Raw genomic sequence first — 18,386 nt, forward strand, 5'->3', positions numbered from 1 at the left:
TGCATTCTCAAATGGCCCGTTCGGGCCTGTCAAACGGCCCATGTTGGAACGCGATTAGGCCCGATTGGTGGTGCAGAACGGCTGATGTAAACATTTATTGTAGCAGAAACCGGCCCTCGGCAGCCGTTTTCGTGTGCTACAGGATTATTCTGTTTGGGATGTTGTCGGCATGTCGTTCCGTCGTGGCGGAATGAGTGCAAAAACACCACTCCGGGCAGGTTGATTTGTATATTAATTTATGTATAGATGCAGGGCAGCGCTTGTGCGCAACAACTTGTTTGGTATATTGTCGGCCGTGGTGCTTGCCTTGGCGCCATTTCAGGCTGCGCATGGTGCGCGGGATGCCACCGATGCCACATATTACACGCTCAACACGGCAAACGGGTTGAGCAGCAACAGGGTGTTGCAGATGGCTCAGCTGGACGACGGGCGCATCGTGGTGTATTCCGGCAGTGGCATAGATGTCTACGACGGACAGCGGTTCACCCGTGCGCCGGTGGCCGACTCGGGATGGGTTGGCCTGCCGGCCTATGGCGGACACACCCACCTTTACGTCGACTCAGGCGACATGTTGTGGATAAAGGAGCACAGGCGCATGACGTGCGTTGACTTGAGGCGCATGCGCCAATGCCGCGATTTGGCCCGAAGGCTTGGCGATGATGTCGCCGACTTCTTTGTGGACTCCCGGCGCAGGCGGTGGGTGGTGAGGGCCGACAGCCTGTGCTTAGACGGCGGAAGGCTTGCCCTGGGGCTCCCGGCAGGTGCCGGCCGGCTGCAGGACATGGATGCCGTGGGAGGGATGGTATATGCGTTTTTTGACACCGGACGGGTTGTTGAATACAGCGAAGACGGCAGGATGGTGCATGAGTGCACGCCATTCGCGGGCGACGATTGGCGCGGTTACCGTCGCACGTCGCTCTTGGCCGCATGGCGCGACTCGGTGTTTTACCAGGTGCGCACGGGCGGCCGGGGTTCGGTGTTGCTGGCTTACATGCTGGGTTCCAGGGCGTGGCGCACGGTGATGAAGGTGCCTACACTGCTTCATACGCTCACAGTCACTCCGCAGGGGATAATCTATGCCACCTGTCCCAACGGCTTCTTGCGCATCGACCCGTCGACGGGCGAGTGCAGGCAGCACCGTGAGCTCAGGCTGCCCGACGGGTCGATGCTTGCCACGGGCATCAACACAGTGTGCCTTGACCGCGAGGGTGGGGTGTGGCTTGGCACGTATGCCAGCGGCCTTCTGTACACTTCGCCCTACAGCGGATTGTTCGACACGTCGCCCGTCGACATACGCCTTACCCCGATTCTGGCCTCGGTCTACCTCAACGGCCGCGAGGTGGTGCCGGGGCGGAGCTATGGTGGCAGGGTGGTGCTCGACGTCACCCCGCCTTATGTCGACGATATAACCCTGTCGTATGGCCAGAACTCGGTTGCCTTCCGTTTCTCGACAATGAATTATGTGCGCCCGCGCAGCACATGTTACCGATACCGCTTTTCGGGCGACGGCGGCCGGTGGCACACGCTGACGGCCGACTCTGCCCTCGGGCTTGTAGACGACCGTGGTGCTCTCTACCTGCCATTTGTGGGCCTTCCGCCCGGAAACTATGTGCTTGAGGTGATGGCTTCCACCGGCACCGGGCAATGGCAGGGGGCCGATGTGCGGCGTCTGGGGGTTAGGGTGCTGCCCTCGTGGTGGGCCACTCCTGTGGCTCTATCCGCCTATGCAGTACTGGCCGTTGCGCTGTTGGCTGCCGCCTTTGTGGCTTACGGGCGCGCGGTAAGGCGCAAGACTGCCCGCCGGGCCCGTGAAGACGAGCTTATGCAGCGTGTCAAGACGCTGGCCGAGCGCCTCAGCGCCTACGAGGGCGACGGGCGGGTGGTGCTGGGCGAGGGCAGCGGACTGTCTGACTGCCGGCAGCGCCTGACGCCGGCCGAGGCAGAGTTTGTCAGCCGTGTGACCGCCGTTGTAGAGCGTAACATCTCTACCCAGGGCTATTCGGTCGAGCAACTGGCAAGCGACTTGTGCATGGAGCGCACGGGGCTATACCGCAAGCTGACGGCCTTGCTCGACAAGTCGCCCGTGGCCTTCATACGGAGCATACGCCTCAGGCGCGCCGCAGAGATGCTGGCCGGCGGTGGCATGAGCGTTGCCGAGGTGGCCGAGGCCACGGGCTTTGGTTCCACGGGATACTTCAGCAAGTGTTTCCAGACCGAGTTCGGGTGTCGTCCGTCAGACTATCAGGCGGCCGGAAGGCGGCGTGACTGACGCCTTTTGGCGGGTTTTCAACATTTGCGCGCTTCGTGTCAACATTTGTTTGCCGCCGTGTGGATGATTTTTGGCTATCTTTGCAGCACCAAAAACATTGTTGCACATACAGACATATACATTGTTATGACATTCAGAAAAATCTTCTTTGTTGCGGCGGCGGCCATCTGCTGCGCCGCATCGGCCACGGCCGGGCAGGCCAGCCGCACGGAGGGCGGACTGGCGTTTCAGGCCCAGGGGCTCAACGTGCGGGTCGAGTTTTACTCTCCCGACATTGTCAGGGTATATAAGGAACCCGTGTCCAGGCCTTGCAAAAAGGTGAGCATACCGGTAATAATGAAGCCCGGTAGAGTGGAGCTGAGTTTCGGTGGCGGTGGCGGCATGGCCACGGTGGCCAGCGAGAGGGTTGCCGTCAGCGTTGACACCGAGACGGGCGGCATCGTGTTCGCCGACAAACAGGGCAACATAATGCTGCGCGACAAGGACTACGGCACGCAGTTTACGCCGAGAGACGACGCCGGACGGCCGTCGTTCGAGGTGAGGCAGGCGTTCTTGCTCGACTCGGCAGAAGTGATCTACGGCCTGGGCCAGCAGCAAACTGGGCTCGTGTCGCAACGCAACCAGCGCTTGTTGCTGCGCAACCAGAACATGAGCATCTGCATACCGTTTGTGCATTCGGCCAAGGGATACGGTCTTTACTGGGACAATTACTCGCCTACCACGTTCACGGACAACCCACAGGAGATGTCGTTTGATTCCGAAGTGGGCGATTGCGCCGACTATTATTTCATATACGGAGGCACGGCCGACGGTGTCATAGCCGGCGTCAGGGCTCTCACGGGGCAGGCTCCGATGTACCCGCTATGGACGCTCGGCTTCTGGCAGAGCCGCGAACGGTACAAGAGTCCCGACGAGTTGTGCGAGGTGGTAGACAAGTACCGTGAACTGAAAGTGCCGCTCGACGGCATCATCCAGGACTGGCAGTACTGGGGATGCGACTCAAACTGGAACTCTATGCGCTTTGAAAACCCGCGTTACATCAACAAGATGGGCGACCCGGACTATATGCGTTTCCTGCCCAAAGGCGAGAAGGCAGACGCCACGGGGGCGGAGCCGCGCATCAAGACAGCCAAGGAGATGATTGACTATGTGCACAAGCGGAACGCGCACATAATGATTTCGGTGTGGGCTTCGTTCGGCCCGTGGACCGACATGTACCACAGGATGGACAGCATTGGGGCCCTTTACGACTTCGAGACGTGGCCACGGCACGCCGGGGTCAAGCCTTACGACCCGTTCAACCCCGTAGCCCGCGACATGTACTGGGCTGAGATGAAGCGCAACATGTTCGACTTGGGCATGGATGCGTGGTGGCTTGACTCGACAGAACCCGACCATTTCGACATCAAAGACAGCGATTTCGATGTCAAGACATACCTGGGCAGCTTCCGCAGTGTGCATAATGCATTTCCGCTCGTGACGAACCGTGGCGTATACGAGCACCAACGGCAGGCCACGAGCGACAAACGGGTGTTTCTGCTCACGCGTTCGTCGTTCCTGGGGCAGCAGCATTACGCCTCGCATTCATGGAGCGGCGACGTCACTTCCACCTGGGACAACATGCGGAGGCAGATTGCGGCCGGGCTGAACTATAGCCTTTGCGGCATACCTTACTGGGGGACAGACCTCGGCGGGTTCTTTGCAAGTAGATATAACAACGACATCAACAACGTGGCTTACCACGAACTGCATGTCCGTTGGTATGAGTGGGGAGTCTTCCAGCCCATCATGCGCTCCCATAACTCAAGCCCGGTGGCGGTCGAGATATACCAGTTTGGCAAGAAAGGGTATTGGGCTTATGATGCCATCGAGAAATATACGAGGCTGCGTTGCCGCTTGCTGCCTTACCTTTACAGCACTGCGTGGGAGGTGACGAGCGGCAGCGGGAGCATCATCCGGCCCCTTGTGATGGACTTTGCCGGCGACAGCCGGGTGCTGGAATTGGGCTCGGAGTATATGTTCGGACGCAGTTTCCTTGTGCGGCCCGTCACCGATTCGCTGTACACATGGCAGGATGCAAGGCGCAACGGCCACCAGAAGGACATGGCTGACGTGGCATCGGTGGATGTGTATCTGCCCGCGGGGGCCGACTGGCTCGACTTCTGGACGGGCAGTAAACACAGCGGCGGGCAGACTGTAATGCGCGAGGTGCCCATCGACATAATGCCCGTTTATGTGCGCGCCGGCTCGATTGTGCCCTTCGGCCCCGACGTGCAGTATGCCACCGAGAAGCGTTGGGACAACTTGGAGGTGCGCGTCTATCCCGGTGCCGATGGCCGGTTTACCCTCTATGAGGATGAAAACGACAATTACAACTATGAGGATGGCGCCTACACCACCATCGAGTTTGAGTGGGATGAGGCCGCCCGCACGTTGACGATAGGTGAGCGCAAGGGCAAGTTCAAGGGCATGCTCAAGTCGCGCAAGTTCAACATCGTGCTCGTAGGCGGGTCGACCCCGGCCGGCGACGTGCCCGCCAAGGGGCGCACTGTGCGCTATGACGGCAGGGCGCTGACCGTGAGTCTCTGAGCCGCTGCGGCCCTCTGGCCGTAGGTTGCATGCCGTCGTGCCGTGCTTGCATATATGCAACTGAAAACGGCCTGTGCGGCCTTGGGCATGGGGCTGTGCCGTATTGCAGTGCAAAACGAGGCGTTTCGCATTGCAATACGGCACATTTCATAGTGCAATACGTGCCGTTTTGGATGCTAAAAAAGGCCCTTTTGCAACTTGCTGACAGCCACGTTGTTAGGTGGCAAGGCTCATGCCGCCCATTTTAACATTGCAGTGTTAAAGACGGTTCAAGGCGATGCGTTGGCCAAATGCATGTTTGTATATTGCTGTGTTAGCCCTTTGGAAGATGTGTCAACATGCGTTTTGTTGTTTTAAGTTCCCTGTTTCCTCCTGCTATTTTATTTCGCAGAGGCAGGGGTGGATAAGACAATGTTAGCTGTGGGCTAATCCGCCGTCTGGCGCCGGCAGCTCCATTGCACTTTGTCAGTGTCAGGGTAGAGTGGGGCTTTCGTTGCGAATGCCTTTCGTAACGCATTTCATATTGCATTGTTCATGGCGAAAAAGAGCCGCCACGCGGCTTGCCGGACTTGCCGGCTGTGGCTGCGTGGCGGTTCTGGTGTCTGCGTTTTTCAGCCTTGCTGAGTTAGGTGCAGTGTGGCGTTTGGCCATTGTTGTCGGCCGTTGCCGGCTAAATGTCGAGCACAAGCTCAACAGGGCAGTGGTCGCTTCCGTATATCTCGTTGTGTATGCCCGCCTCCTTGACATGGCTGTCGAGGCGTTGCGAGGTGACGAAGTAGTCGATGCGCCACCCTGCGTTCTTCTCCCTTGCCTTGAAACGGTACGACCACCATGAGTAGGTAACCTGCTCGGGGTGCAACAGCCTGAACGTGTCGGTGAAGCCGCTGGCCAGCAGTTGGCTGAACTTCTGGCGCTCCTCGTCAGTGAATCCGGCGTTGCGGCGGTTGCTTTTCGGGTTTTTCAGGTCTATCTCCTGGTGTGCCACGTTCATGTCTCCGCACACTACCACAGGCTTCGACCCGTCGAGCCGCATCAGGTAAGCGCGGAAGTCGTCTTCCCATTTCATCCGGTAGTCAAGCCGTTTCAGTCCGTCTTGCGAATTTGGGGTGTATACATCCACAAGGAAGAAGTCCTCGGTCTCGAGCGTGATAACCCTTCCTTCGTGGTCGTGCTCGTCAATGCCGATGCCGTAAGTCACGTTGATTGGTTTCCGGCGCGTGAATATCGCGGTGCCCGAATAGCCTTTCTTGTCGGCATAGTTCCAGTAGGATTCATATCCATCGAAGCTCAAGTCGAGCTGTCCTTGCTGCATTTTGGTCTCCTGCAGGCAGAAGAAGTCGGCGTCAAGTTGGCGGAACGACTCGCTGAAGCCCTTCCCCTCGCAGGCTCGCAAGCCGTTGACGTTCCATGAAATAAGTTTTGTCATTGTTTGATGATGTTGATGTTTTACAATGGCCCTTGTGCTTCGCCCTTTAGCCCGGAGCCCTGTTGGCGGGGCATGCGGGCGGCAAGGCGTTTCCTTGGGCTTTTTAATCGACAGTGGCGGCCCTGCCGAGGCAAGGTCGCCACTGTGTGGTTTAAGTTTGTCGATGGTCAGAATTTCGCCATCTTTATAGCGTCTACGGCGCACTCGTCACCTTTGTTGCCGAGCCGTCCGCCGCTTCTGTCCTTGGCTTGCTGCAGGTCTTCAGTGGTGAGCAGGCCGAAGATGATAGGTATCTCGCTCGTGGTGTTGAGTCGTGCAATGCCGTATGTCACACCTTCGCATATATAGTCGAAGTGCGGGGTCTCGCCGCGTATCACGCAACCGAGTATTATCACGGCGTCGTAATTGCCGTTGAGTGACATCTGCCGTGCCCCGTATATCAGCTCGAAGCTGCCCGGCACGGTCTTGACGTGTATGTTTTCGGGCAGTGCCCCGTGCTTCTCGAGCGTGGAGACAGCACCGTTGAGCAGCGCCCCCGTTATCTCCTTGTTCCATTCGGCCACCACGATGCCGAAGCACATGTTGCTGGCATCGGGCACCTTCTCTGTGTCGTAATCCGACAGGTTGTGCAGTGCTGTGGCCATGGTTATTCTACTGTGGCGCGTTCAATGTACTTGTCTATCGTCTGGTACTGCATGGAGTTGAAGTACTTCTGCTTCACCTCCTGGTACAGTTGCAGTGCCTCCTGCTTCTTGCCCTGGCTTTCCAGTATCTCACCGGCCTGTATGAGGAACGTCGGCGAGAGGCTGTTGTTGTCGGCGTTCTTGGCTGCCCGCTTCAAGTGCTCTACGGCCTTGTCGGGCTGTTTCAGGTGAGCGTAGGCGTTGCCAAGCGCTGCTTCGGCTGCGGGGCTAATCATGTGGTCGCCCTGCGTGTCGAATTTCTCGAGGTAGCTTGCGGCTTCCGTCCATTTGCCAAGCTGCGCATAGCAAAGTCCGGCGTATAGGTTGGCAAGGTTGCCTGCGTCTGTGCTGCTGTAGTCGGCGGCTATCTTGATGAATCCGGCGTAGCCAATGCTGTCGCCGTTGAGTGCTTTAGTGTATTCTTCCATGCCGAAATATTCCTGTCCTTTGGCCAGTGCTGTGCTGGCTTTTTCGGCTCGCGGGGCGGCAACATAGTTGTTGTAGATTATTGCTCCTGCCACGATTACGATTACGGCAACCACGCCGTAGATGATAGCTTTTTTGTACTTGTCGAAGAAAGTCTCCGAGATGTGGATGGTGCTCCCGGTATTGGGGGCTTCGTTCTGGTTGTTATTGCTTGCCATTATTTTGTTGTTTTAAATTCAGTTTCAATTGCGTGGCAAAATTACGGAATTTATTGCAGATACTGAAATTTATCGTTGACTTTTTTCGTTTATGACTAATAAATGGCTTAACTTTGCAGTTAAATAGCAAAAAGGCAGCTGATGATTCTGCAGAAACTTTCCATACTGAATTATAAGAACATAAAGGCGGCGGAGCTGAGTCTGTCTCCCGGCATGAACTGTTTTATCGGGAGCAACGGCGCCGGCAAGACAAACGTCATCGATGCGGTGTATTATCTCTCCTTCTGCCGCAGTGCCTTGTGTGCCGTCGACTCCCAGGTGATGCGCCACGGCGAGGCTTTTTTCATGCTCGAAGGCAGTTACCAGACAGACGGCGGCGACCCTCTTTCGGTTTACTGTGGCATGAAGCGTGGCACAAAGAAGCACATGAAGCGTGACGGCAAGGAGTACAGGCGGCTGTCAGAGCATATAGGGCTGGTGCCGCTCGTGTCGGTGTCGCCGGCCGACTCGCTGCTCATCGACGGCGGGAGCGAGGAGCGCCGCCGTCTGATGGACATCGTGATATCGCAGTACGACCGTGCTTACCTCGACTCGCTCGGCCGTTACAACAAGGCTTTGGCGCAGCGCAACGCCATGCTCCGCGCCGATGCCGAGCCCGACCCTGAGCTAATCGGCATACTCGAAGAGCAGATGGCTGTTGAGGGCGAGGCCATCTTCGCACGCCGCGAAGCTTTTGTCAGCGAGCTCGAGCCGGTGTTCCGCGAGTTTTACGACGACATCTCGGCCGGCCACGAGAGCGTAGGTCTGGCCTACGAGTCGCATTGCCGGCGCGGCCCGCTGCTCGACGTGATACGCCGTAACAGGGCGAAGGACCGCATCATGGGCTATTCGCTGCACGGCGTGCACCGCGACGACTTGGTGTTCACGCTGTCGGGCCATCCGATGAAACGCGAGGGGAGCCAGGGCCAGAGCAAGACTTTCGTCATTGCCCTGAAGCTCGCGCAGTTTGGCTTTTTGCGCCGCACAGCCTCGCAAACCACCCCCCTGCTGTTGCTCGACGACGTGTTCGACAAGCTCGACGCCACCCGTGTGGAGCGCATCGTGGGCATTGTGTCGGGCAGCGGCTTTGGCCAGATATTCATGACCGACACCAACCGCGAGCACCTTGACCGCATACTGCGTCTCTGTTCGCACGACTATAAGATATTCCACGTTGACGATGGCGAGGTAAAGGAGGAGGAACATGTTTAGACGCGATGTGCAATCGATACGCGACCTGATACTGCGCAACTTGCGGCAGCAGGGACTTGAGACGCCGTTGCTGCAGAAGCGGCTCGTCGATGCGTGGCCCGTGGTGGCCGGCCCGGTGATTGCCCGGTACACCATCTCTGCCTACATTATGAACCAGACGCTCTTTGTCAGGCTGTCGAGCCCAGCCCTCCGTGCCGACCTGAGCATGAGGAGGCGCGACTTTGTGGCGCGGCTTAATGCCCAGGTGGGCAGCCAGGTCATTGCCGACATAAGGTTTTGCTGAGCTTGCAGTGGCCCTGGCAAAGCTGCGCTTTGTGCTTTTCGGGCCTTCATCGGATGGATTGCCTGCCGCCGTCCGGGCGGCTTTGCCAACAGCTTGGTGCTCAGCCTGTTTGCAAAACGGCCCGAATCAGGGTGCAAAACGGCCCGTTTGAGGATGTCAAACGGGCCGTTTTGCGTTGCAATATCGTATGTATGGCATTCCTTCATGCCGTGTCTGCCGCAGGCGGCCGGCTGTTGCAGGCGGTTGCCCTGGTTGTCATTCCCATATCACCTCGTCCATGGCTATGTCCGTTGGCTCAGTGGGCACGCTGTCCACCAGTTGGAACGGGAAGCATATACCTATCTTGTAGGCCTGCGGCATTAGCGGCAGGAAGCGGTCGTAGTAGCCGCGTCCGCGCCCGAGCCGGTGGCCTTCGCGGTCGAAAGCCATGCCCGGGATGATGGCAAGGTCTATCTTTCCGTAATCGGCGAATGCCGGCCCGGTGGGCTCCATTATGTGGAATGCGCCTTCGGCCAGGCTCTGCGGCCCTGTGAACAGGCGCAGCTCCATGGTTGCCGGGCCTGTGACGCGCGGCAGGACTATTGTCTTGCCGGTGCCGGCGGCCATCAGCAGTGCCGTGTCAACCTCGTCGGCAAGCGAGCAGTAGAGCATTACAGTCTTGGCCGACAGGAACCTCGGGTGCGCTGCCACCCTGTTTGCGGCTGCTATCGACATGGCTCCCAACTCTCCGGCAGTGTGCTGCCGCTTGCTGTTGCGTATGGCCTGCCTTAGTTCTGACTTATGCATAGGCCACCATAGTGTATGTCTTGTGAGTGTCGCCATAGCTGTAGGCAATGTCGGCCTTGGCCGTCTGCTTGCCCTTTTTGTCTGCCGATGGTTCCGGGAAAGCCTTTCCCTCGCTGAAAACCTTGAGCGTTGCGTCTATCGTCGGGTCGTCTTGGTTGAGGTATTCAATCCAGTCTTCCTCGTCGAGCATGTTGTAAATGATGCGGCTGTTGATGAATCGCTCGAGCAGCTTGTGTGATTTCCGTATCATGAGGTTGCGCCTCCGCAGGCCGTTGTCGGCGGCAAAGCGCACGAACTTCTCCACCGTGTTCTGCTTGTTGAGGTAAGCCGACAGCTCGTCGATGTCTTTGTATTCGCTCAGCTTAGGCCTGTTGTCGTCGGTGTAGTTGTATGCAAACTGTATTATCAGTCCGCTCATGCTCGCCTCTTTGTAGTAAGACGTCATGCCGGTGGTGTCTTCCGGCACGAAGAGGTCGGGCGTGATGCCGCCTCCGCCGTACACCGTCCGTCCGATGGACGTATGGTAGGCCGGCCCTGAGTGCTTGATGCTGTCTTGCGAGAAGAATTCGCCGTGCTTGTAGCGGCTCAGCAAGTCGGCCTCATAGCTCTGCTCGTCGCCCGCCGTGTAAGGCTTCTGTATGCAGCGCCCCGACGGAGTGTAGTAGCGTGCCACGGTCAGTCTTATCATCGAACCGTCGTTGAAGGCTATGGGTTGCTGTACGAGCCCCTTGCCAAACGAGCGCCTTCCGATGATAGTGCCGCGGTCGTTGTCTTGTATTGCCCCTGCGAATATCTCGGAAGCCGATGCCGAGCCCTCGTCGATAAGCACCACGAGAGGTATGTGCTGGTAGCTGCCCCGTCCGTCGCTGCGGTATTCCTGCCGTGGCGACTTGCGGCCCTGGGTGTAGACAATGAGCCTGTCTTTGGGCAGGAACTCGTTAATCATCTGCACGGCCGATGCCAGGTAGCCCCCGGTGTTGCCCCTGAGGTCTATCACGAGGTTGCTGAACCGCTCCTGGGAAAGGCGCGCCAAGGCGATGAGCAGCTCGGGATAGGTGTTCTCACCGAAGTTTTTCACTTTTATGTATCCCGTGTTTTCGTCGAGCATATAGGTTGCGCTGATGCTCTTCTGCGGTATGTCGCCGCGGGTGACGGTGAAGTATTTCACGCTTTTCTCGCCGTAGCGCACCACGCCAATCTTCACTTTCGTGTCCTTGGGGCCTTTCAGCCGGCGCATGGCTTCGTCGTTGGTGACCACCTTCCCGACGAAAGGCTTGCCGTCGACGCTCACTATCTTGTCGCCGGCCACTATGCCGGCACGCTCGGCGGGGCCGTTCTTTACCACGTTCTGCACGTGGATGGTGTCCTTGCGGATGGTAAACTCAATGCCCACACCGGAGAAAGAGCCCTTCAGCTCGTCGTTGGCCGCCTGCACGTCTTTGGCGCTTATGTAGACCGAGTGGGGGTCGAGCTCGGCCAGTATTTGCGGCATGGCCTTCTCGACCAGCCCGTTGATGTTGACCGTGTCAACGTATTGGTCGTCGATGATGTGCAGCAGGTTGTTGAGCTTGTTGCTGCTCGAGTTGATGATGCTGAGCCTGTTGCCCGAGAAAAGGTTGGCGTAGAACGTACCGATGAGTATTCCCACCACCACGCATGCAGCCATGATGAGGGGCATGAAGCGGTTAGACTTGTTCTGGTTCATTGTCGTCCGGATTTAGGTATGTTACTTCGATGTTCGCTTTCTTAAGCAGGTCTATGCCGTCTTCCAGGCGGTAATGCTCAGCATAGACCACCCTTTTGATGCCCGCCTGTATTATCAGCTTTGAGCATTCTATGCACGGCGAGGCCGTGACATAGAGCGTTGAGCCGTCGCTGTTGTTCGAGCTGCGGGCGAGTTTCGTAATGGCGTTGGCCTCGGCATGCAGCACGTAAGGCTTTGTTATGTTGCTTTCGTCTTCGCAAACGTTCTCAAAGCCGCTTGGCGTACCGTTGTAGCCGTCGCTTATGATCATCTTGTCCTTGACCACAAGCGCCCCCACCTGCCGCCGTTTGCAGTAGCTGTTTTCGGCCCATATCCTTGCCATACGCAGGTATCTCAGGTCGAGTTTGCGTTGCTTTTCCTCCTGTGTCATTGTCATTTATGCTTGTTTCGCCTTATTCCGTTGCGCTTTAGCAATGCGTCGATGGTAGGTTCGCCTCCGCGGAAGCGCTTGTAGAGCTCCATGGGGTGGTCGGTGCCGCCTTTCGACAGCACCTCGTCGCGGAAGCGCCTGGCCGTTTCCTGGTTGAAGATGCCTTCTCTCCTGAACACGCTGAAGGCGTCGGCATCGAGCACCTCGGCCCATTTGTAGCTGTAGTAGCCTGCGGCATAGCCTCCGGCCATGATGTGGCTGAACTGCACCGTCATGCAAGTGTCGGGCAGTTGGGGCTGCACCAAGGCTTTCTCCCATGCTTTCTTCTCGTACTGTATGAGGTCGCCGTCAAACGGTTTGCGCCTTGTGTAGTATGCCATGTCGAGCAGGCCGAAGCTCACCTGGCGCAGGCAGGCATAGGCAGCCATGAAGTTTCGGCTCTTCACGATGCGCGTGATGAGCTCTTCGGGCATAGGTTCGCCAGTCTTGTAATGCAGCGCGAAGGTGTTGAGGAAGTCTTTTTGTACCGCATAGTTTTCCATGAATTGCGACGGCAACTCGACGAAGTCCCACCACACGTTGGTGCCGCTCAGGCTCTCAAAGCGTGTGTTTGCGAACATGCCGTGCAGCGCGTGGCCGAACTCATGGAGGAACGTCTCCACCTCGCCGAGGGTGAGCAGCGCCGGCTTTTCTGCCGTAGGCTTTGTCAGGTTCATCACTATGCTGACTTGGGGCCTCACGTTTGTACCCTTGCGGTCGATCCATTGGCCTTGGTATTGCGTCATCCACGCGCCTCCCTGCTTGCCTTTCCTCGGGAAGAAGTCGGCGTAGAGCACGGCGAGGTACGAGCCGTCGGCGTCGAACACCTCGTATGCCTTCACGTCGGGATGGTAAACCGGGATGTCGGCGTTTTCCCTGAAGGTGATGCCGTAGAGCCTCGTGGCCAGCCCGAACACGCCCTTGATGACGTTAGACAGTTCGAGGTATGGGCGCAGCATCTCTGAGTCGATGTTGTATTTCTTAAGCTGCAGCTTGTGTGAATAGTAGCTGAAGTCCCACGGCTGCGGCCAGAAGCGTATGCCTTCTTGCTTTTTCGCATAGAGTGTAAGGTCTTTCATCTCCTTTTCGGCGGTGGGCTTGTAGGCTTCTATGAGGTCGTCGAGCAGCTTGTATACATTCTTTGTGTTGCCGGCCATGCGGTGCTTGAGCACATAGTCGGCGTAGCTCTTGTAGCCGAGCAGCCTTGCTATTTCCAGCCTCAGGTTTACGAGCCGCTTGCAAATGTCGATGTTGTTTTCCGGGTTGTCGTGTGTGCACTCCGTGTTCTTGGCCATGTACATCCGCTCGCGCAGCTCCCTTTGCGTCGAGTAGGTCATGAAGGGGCTGTAGCTTGGGTAGTCAAGCGTGAAGACCCAGCCCTCCTTGCCTTCTTCACTGGCCTCGGCGGCAGCGGCCTCGATGGCCGTTTCGGGCAGTCCGTCAAGCTGTTGGCTGTCGGTGATGTGCAGTTTGAAGGCCTTGTTTTCCTTCAGCAGGTTCTGCGAGAACTGCAGCGAGAGCATGCCGGCCTCCTCGGTTAGCTTTCTGAGCTTCTCTTTCCCTTCATCGTCGAGCAGCGCTCCGCTCCTGACAAAGCCGTCGTAGCTGCTGTCGAGTAGCATTTTCTCTTCCTGTGTCAGCTTGCGGTGGTGGCGGTATACGTGCCTCACCCTTTCGAAGAGGCGGGGGTTGAGCCTTACGTCGTTGGCGTGCTTGGTTAGGATGGGCTGCATCTTCTGCGCCAGGGCGTCCATTTCGTCGTTGGTCTCGGCGCTTAGCAGGTTGAAGAATACGGCGGAGACGCGTGAGAGCAGGTCGTAATATCCCTCTTTGTCGTCGTCGCTGTTGATTATGGTGTTGTCGAATGTTGGCTTTTCCGGGTTGTTGACGGTCTTCTCAATCTGTTCGTTGTCGCGTCTTATTCCCTCCATGAACGCTTCTTCGAAGTCCTCCAGCCTTATTTTGTCGAATGGAACAGTGTCGTGTGGTGTGCCGTAGGGTTCAAAGAAGGGGTTTTTGTGTGGTGTATTTCCGTTGTTGTTTTCGCACATAAGTCGTTGGTTTCTTTGGAAATGCAAATTTAGTTATTATCGTGCAAAGTAACGAATATTTCACGAAGATTAACGGAGAATAGACCTGTTGCGGGCATGTCGCGGCATGCTGTCGCCCTGTTGCCTTGCCGGGTCATGGCGTTCGGCGCACCAGCCGTTGTGGCGTGGCCGGTGTGGCCGGCCATGGCGTCAAGGATGCTGTGGTGGGATGGCGTTGCCGTTCGGGCCGTTCCGGGCGCCCGTACGGCTGTTTTTGGGGTGTAAAACGGGCCGTTTTGCATCCCCGGACGGCACGTTTTGCCAAGTGGCTGTAGGCCAGTGGGTTACAGAGGGTTGCGCAATGGCGCTTCGGCAAGCCTCTCCAGGGCGTCGACGGTTATCTTTCCGCGCGTTGTCTTTATCATTCCCGCTTCGCGCAAGCCTCTCAGCGCGCGCGACACATTGAGCCTGCTGTCGTTCACTTCGTAGGCCAGGCGTTCCATCATTATGTGTATTTCCTTTGGCCCGCGTGCCGTGAGGCATCGTTCGGCAATGAACCTGACTATGCGGCCGGCCAGGTCGGCGGCCGGCGGCAGCCACAGGCTGTCGGCCGAGCGCTGCGTTTGGGTTGCCAGCATGTTGGCCATGTTGAGCCTGAAGGCCATGAACCGCCCGCACAGCGCAGCCACCTCGGCCTTGTCGATGGCTATCAGGTTGGCGTCGGTAGTGGCCTCGAACGTCCTGGCCGATGCCTGGTGCAGTCCGAAAATGCGCTCGGGCTCTATGGTGAACGGCGGCCTTATCTGTTCGGCCACGGCATAGCCCCGGTCGGCCGAGCGCGTCACGGCCCTCAGCGTGCCGTTGGTCAGCAGCAGGAGCCGCCCCACGGGGTCGCCTTCGTGCAGCAGCGTTGCGGCCCGTGGCAGCTTAATGAAGTCGAGCCTCGTGCCGGCCACAAGCTGTTCGAGCTCGTCGTGGCCCATGCCTTGGAAGAGCGTGAAGCGCAGCAGCGTGTCGTACAGTTGCAGGGCAGGCATTGGCTTACTTTTGAATCTTGTCTCTCATCGATGGCGAGTACCACACGTGGTTGTTGCCTTCGGCGTCGGCCCAGATGAAGTATGCCATCAGTTCGGGGTGTTTCTCCAGTATTTGCTTTGCCCCGTCGAGGCCCATCACCATGAATGCCGTGGCATAGGCGTCGGCAATGGCGCACTTGTCGGCGAGCACCGTCGACGACAGTATGTTGTGCTGCACGGGGTATCCAGTGTGCGGGTCGATGGTGTGGGCATACTTCCGCCCGTTTTTGTAGTAGAAGTTGCGGTAGTTGCCGCTTGTGGCCATGGCCTTGTCGGTGACGTTGATGATGGTCTGTATCTCTTCGTTGGTGCTCAGCGAGTCGTCGGTGGGCTTGGTCACGCCAATGCGCCATGGCACCCTGCGCTCGCTGATGCCGCTCGTGACGATTTCTCCGCCTATCTCGACCATGAAGTTTTCGACCCCACGGCTGCGCAGGTAGCCGGCCACCACATCGCTGCCGTAGCCCTTGGCTATGGCGCTGCAGTCGAGCATCAGCCGCGGGTCGGCCTTGACCACCCTGCCTTCCACCATCTTCACCTTGCCGTAGCCTATGAGCCGGCGCAGGCTGTCGATGGTGTGCGCCGTGGGGAATGTGCCTTTCTTGAAGCCGAAGCCCCAGGCGTTGACCAGCGGTGCCACCGTTATGTCGAAGGCGCCGCCCGTCTCGCGTGCCACGTCCTGCGCCATGTTGAACACCTCGGTGAACATGGCGTCGGGCTTGTGGGGGGCGTTCCTGTTGACTGCCGAGATGGTTGAATTCTCGTTGAAGACCGACAGCGATGCGTCGACGCGTTGCAGCTGCGCCCTGATGCCGGCGTGCAGGTCGGAGTCGCATTGGTAGGTGATGTTGTAAACCGTGCCGAACACCACGCCTGAGTTGTGCATGTAGGGTGTCGGGGTCTGGTTTCTCACTATCAGCATTATGCCTACAACGAGCACGGCCAGCACCGCGAGCCTCCATGCCATGCGGCGCTTGCCTCTGTCGTTGCCTGATGTATGGTTGTTGGGCATGGTCGTTGTCAGATGTCTATTATAACGTTGAAGTTTGCGCCGATGCGCGTGTCGCCGTATTTTCCGTATCCCGGCACATACCACGTGTTGCCTGCGCTGCTGTCCTTATGGGCCAGCCGGAGCTTGTACCTGACGCTCCAGCCGAGGTGGAGCGGCCCCCACAGGCGTGTGTCGAGGCCCAGCACCACTTCGGCCCAGTGCTGGTTGCACTGGTCGCCGCTGACGCTGAAGCCCGTGTCCCATCCCCATACGGGGTCTTGGAAGGTTGGCCTTGATATGTCGACCTTGTAGTATGTGAAGGCATATCTGACCCCTGCGTACAGCCTGTTGGCCGAATGCTTGTTCTTGAGCAGGTTGAGGTCGCAGCCTACGCGGAAGTAGGGGGCTTCCGTCTTGTAGTACATCGACGTCACCTCGTCGTCGTGTTCGGCCATTCCGTAGCCCACCTCGACTATGGGGAAGTACTGGTTGTGCAGGTTGAGACGCACAGCCGCCTCATATTCGCCGTAGTCGCTGAGGGCCAGCACCACCGGCCCGGCAACGTCGAACGACACGGCGAAGCCGTTGAGCAGCGGCACCGAGTCTTTCGCTATGGCGAACAGCTTGCCCTGGCCATGCGCCGACAGGGCCGCCACCAAGAGCACTGCGCTAACGGCGAGCCTTGAAATAGATGTGGAAATGTTCTGTCGAAGCGTCATAGTCAACGTGTTGTTTGTTTACCACTATGGAGTCGATGGATTGGCGGGTCCACCTCACGGCCGTGATGTTGTGGAAGAACGAGATGTTGCAGTCTACCGACTCGAAGTGCGGGTAGTTGTCTTTCTTGATGTAAACCGTGTCGATGCGCACATTGCCCAGCGTGTCGCCTACGGTGAAGAAAAGCGTGTCTTCCGGGTCGGTATAGCTGATGGGCAGTTCGAAGGCTGTGGTGTTTACGCTTCGGTTGAGCAGCACGCTGTCGGTGCCGTCGCGCCTTGTGGTGGCTATTGTCAGCGTGTCGCGCAGCGTGTCGCGCTCGCCGCCTGCCTTGTAAAGGCCGTATGACGTGTAGACCGTGTTCTGCACGGGGCAGTCTACCGACGAGCAGGCGGCTGCCGCGAGCGTCATCGCGGCCATGGCGGCAGCCTGCAGCCGTGCCGCCCCAGGCTTGTGGCCGTTGGCTTTGTGGCGTTTCATGTGGCTTAGTTGTTTTTCCTGTTGTCTTCGCACCTTATTTCCTCTTCAATCTGGTATTCGTTTCGGTTGGTTGAGTTGCGGCTGATGAGGTCGCCGAGAAATCCCGCAAGAAACAGTTGGGTGCCAATCATCATCATTGTCAGTGAGATGTAGAAATACGGCGAGTCGGTCACCAGGCGCTGCTGCACGCCGTTGGCCAGGGCGCATAGCTTGTCGATGCCGAGTATTGCGGCCGAGACAAAGCCTATCATGAACATTATCGAGCCGAGAAACCCGAACACGTGCATGGGCTTGCGGCCGAAGCTGCTCAGGAACCACAGCGTGATGAGGTCGAGATAGCCGTTGAAGAAGCGGTTGAGGCCGAACTTTGTCTTGCCGTACTTGCGGGCCCTGTGCTTCACCACCTTCTCTCCAATCTTGTTGAACCCGGCGTTCTTGGCCAGATAGGGTATGTAACGGTGCATCTCGCCGTACACCTCGATGTTCTTGACCACGTCTTTCCTGTAAGCCTTGAGCCCGCAGTTGAAGTCGTGAAGGTTCTTTATGCCGCTTATCTTGCGCGCCGTTGCGTTGAACAGCTTTGTGGGGATGGTCTTCGACAGCGGGTCGTAGCGTTTCTTCTTGTACCCCGACACGAGGTCGTAGCCGTCGGTCTTGATCATCTTGTACAGCCCGGGTATCTCGTCGGGCGAGTCTTGCATGTCGGCGTCCATGGTGATGACCACGTCTCCCTGGGCCTGTGCGAACCCGCAGTGCAGTGCCGGGCTCTTGCCGTAGTTGCGCCTGAATTTGATTCCCTTGACGCATTCCGACTGGCGGCTGAGCCGTTCTATCACCTCCCATGAATGGTCGGTGGAGCCGTCGTTGACAAATATCACCTCGTAGGTGAAGTTGTTTGCCTTCATCACCCTCTCAATCCAGGCGAAGAGTTCAGGAAGCGATTCTTCCTCGTTGAATAATGGTACTACGACAGATATGTCCATGTTG

General features: G+C 57.8%; 16 protein-coding genes. 4 read left to right on the top strand and 12 right to left on the bottom strand.

Features of this window, described 5'->3' with window-relative positions; translation table 11 throughout:
- Positions 1 to 238: 238 nt before the first annotated feature.
- Both M3089_RS04625 and M3089_RS04630 read left to right on the top strand, forming a co-directional pair.
- Positions 239 to 2,269: a helix-turn-helix domain-containing protein gene (locus M3089_RS04625; protein WP_249081999.1), complete on the top strand. Its 2,031-nt coding sequence runs from the start codon at positions 239 to 241 to the stop codon at positions 2,267 to 2,269.
- Between the two features lie 126 nt (positions 2,270 to 2,395).
- Positions 2,396 to 4,858 carry a glycoside hydrolase family 31 protein gene (locus M3089_RS04630; RefSeq protein ID WP_249082001.1) on the top strand — a complete coding sequence of 821 codons (2,463 nt, stop codon included), beginning with the start codon at positions 2,396 to 2,398 and terminating at the stop codon, positions 4,856 to 4,858.
- A 670-nt stretch (positions 4,859 to 5,528) separates the two neighbouring features.
- Here M3089_RS04630 and M3089_RS04635 read toward each other — a convergent pair.
- The 3 genes from M3089_RS04635 to M3089_RS04645 all read right to left on the bottom strand — a co-directional run bounded on the left by M3089_RS04635 (position 5,529) and on the right by M3089_RS04645 (position 7,611).
- Entirely contained in the window at positions 5,529 to 6,284 is a 756-nt protein-coding gene (locus M3089_RS04635; RefSeq protein WP_249082003.1) for an exodeoxyribonuclease III, read from the bottom strand.
- A 167-nt stretch (positions 6,285 to 6,451) separates the two neighbouring features.
- Entirely contained in the window at positions 6,452 to 6,928 is a 477-nt protein-coding gene (ribH, locus tag M3089_RS04640) for a 6,7-dimethyl-8-ribityllumazine synthase (protein ID WP_205108606.1), read from the bottom strand.
- Positions 6,929 to 6,930: 2 nt separating this feature from the next.
- On the bottom strand, positions 6,931 to 7,611 hold the full coding sequence (locus M3089_RS04645) for a tetratricopeptide repeat protein (protein ID WP_249082004.1): 681 nt from the start codon (positions 7,609 to 7,611) through the stop codon (positions 6,931 to 6,933).
- 141 nt (positions 7,612 to 7,752) lie between these two features.
- Here M3089_RS04645 and recF point away from each other — a divergent pair, with 141 nt between their 5' ends.
- Complete coding sequence (gene recF, locus M3089_RS04650; RefSeq protein WP_249082006.1) at positions 7,753 to 8,862, top strand: DNA replication/repair protein RecF; 1,110 nt, start codon at positions 7,753 to 7,755, stop codon at positions 8,860 to 8,862.
- A complete protein-coding gene (locus M3089_RS04655; RefSeq protein ID WP_205108612.1) occupies positions 8,855 to 9,145 on the top strand; it encodes a DciA family protein in 291 nt (96 codons plus the stop codon). Before recF ends, M3089_RS04655 begins: the two co-directional genes overlap by 8 nt.
- A 255-nt stretch (positions 9,146 to 9,400) precedes the next feature.
- Here M3089_RS04655 and M3089_RS04660 read toward each other — a convergent pair whose 3' ends face one another.
- From M3089_RS04660 to M3089_RS04700, 9 genes are all read right to left on the bottom strand, one after another.
- Positions 9,401 to 9,931 carry a 5-formyltetrahydrofolate cyclo-ligase gene (locus tag M3089_RS04660; RefSeq protein ID WP_249082008.1) on the bottom strand — a complete coding sequence of 177 codons (531 nt, stop codon included), beginning with the start codon at positions 9,929 to 9,931 and terminating at the stop codon, positions 9,401 to 9,403.
- Positions 9,924 to 11,636, bottom strand: a complete 1,713-nt coding sequence (locus M3089_RS04665; RefSeq protein WP_249082010.1) for a S41 family peptidase — start codon at positions 11,634 to 11,636, stop codon at positions 9,924 to 9,926. Before M3089_RS04665 ends, M3089_RS04660 begins: the two co-directional genes overlap by 8 nt.
- Complete coding sequence (locus M3089_RS04670; RefSeq protein ID WP_205108617.1) at positions 11,617 to 12,066, bottom strand: dCMP deaminase family protein; 450 nt, start codon at positions 12,064 to 12,066, stop codon at positions 11,617 to 11,619. The genes M3089_RS04665 and M3089_RS04670 overlap by 20 nt, the downstream gene beginning before the upstream one ends.
- A 2-nt stretch (positions 12,067 to 12,068) precedes the next feature.
- Positions 12,069 to 14,156: a M3 family metallopeptidase gene (locus M3089_RS04675; RefSeq protein ID WP_249082013.1), complete on the bottom strand. Its 2,088-nt coding sequence runs from the start codon at positions 14,154 to 14,156 to the stop codon at positions 12,069 to 12,071.
- A gap of 323 nt (positions 14,157 to 14,479) precedes the next feature.
- Positions 14,480 to 15,172: a Crp/Fnr family transcriptional regulator gene (locus M3089_RS04680; RefSeq protein WP_249082015.1), complete on the bottom strand. Its 693-nt coding sequence runs from the start codon at positions 15,170 to 15,172 to the stop codon at positions 14,480 to 14,482.
- Between the two features lie 4 nt (positions 15,173 to 15,176).
- A complete protein-coding gene (locus tag M3089_RS04685; RefSeq protein WP_249082017.1) occupies positions 15,177 to 16,223 on the bottom strand; it encodes an FAD:protein FMN transferase in 1,047 nt (348 codons plus the stop codon).
- An 8-nt stretch (positions 16,224 to 16,231) separates the two neighbouring features.
- Positions 16,232 to 16,921 carry a DUF6048 family protein gene (locus tag M3089_RS04690; protein WP_205108624.1) on the bottom strand — a complete coding sequence of 230 codons (690 nt, stop codon included), beginning with the start codon at positions 16,919 to 16,921 and terminating at the stop codon, positions 16,232 to 16,234.
- A complete protein-coding gene (locus M3089_RS04695; protein ID WP_249082018.1) occupies positions 16,872 to 17,399 on the bottom strand; it encodes a DUF6452 family protein in 528 nt (175 codons plus the stop codon). Before M3089_RS04695 ends, M3089_RS04690 begins: the two co-directional genes overlap by 50 nt.
- 5 nt (positions 17,400 to 17,404) lie before the next feature.
- The gene (locus M3089_RS04700; protein ID WP_205108626.1) at positions 17,405 to 18,382 is read right to left on the bottom strand and encodes a glycosyltransferase family 2 protein; all 978 of its coding nucleotides are present in this window, start codon (positions 18,380 to 18,382) and stop codon (positions 17,405 to 17,407) included.
- Positions 18,383 to 18,386: the final 4 nt, after the last annotated feature.

The sequence above is a fragment of the Marseilla massiliensis genome, assembly GCF_023336985.1.
GTDB lineage: Bacteria > Bacteroidota > Bacteroidia > Bacteroidales > Bacteroidaceae > Prevotella > Prevotella intestinigallinarum.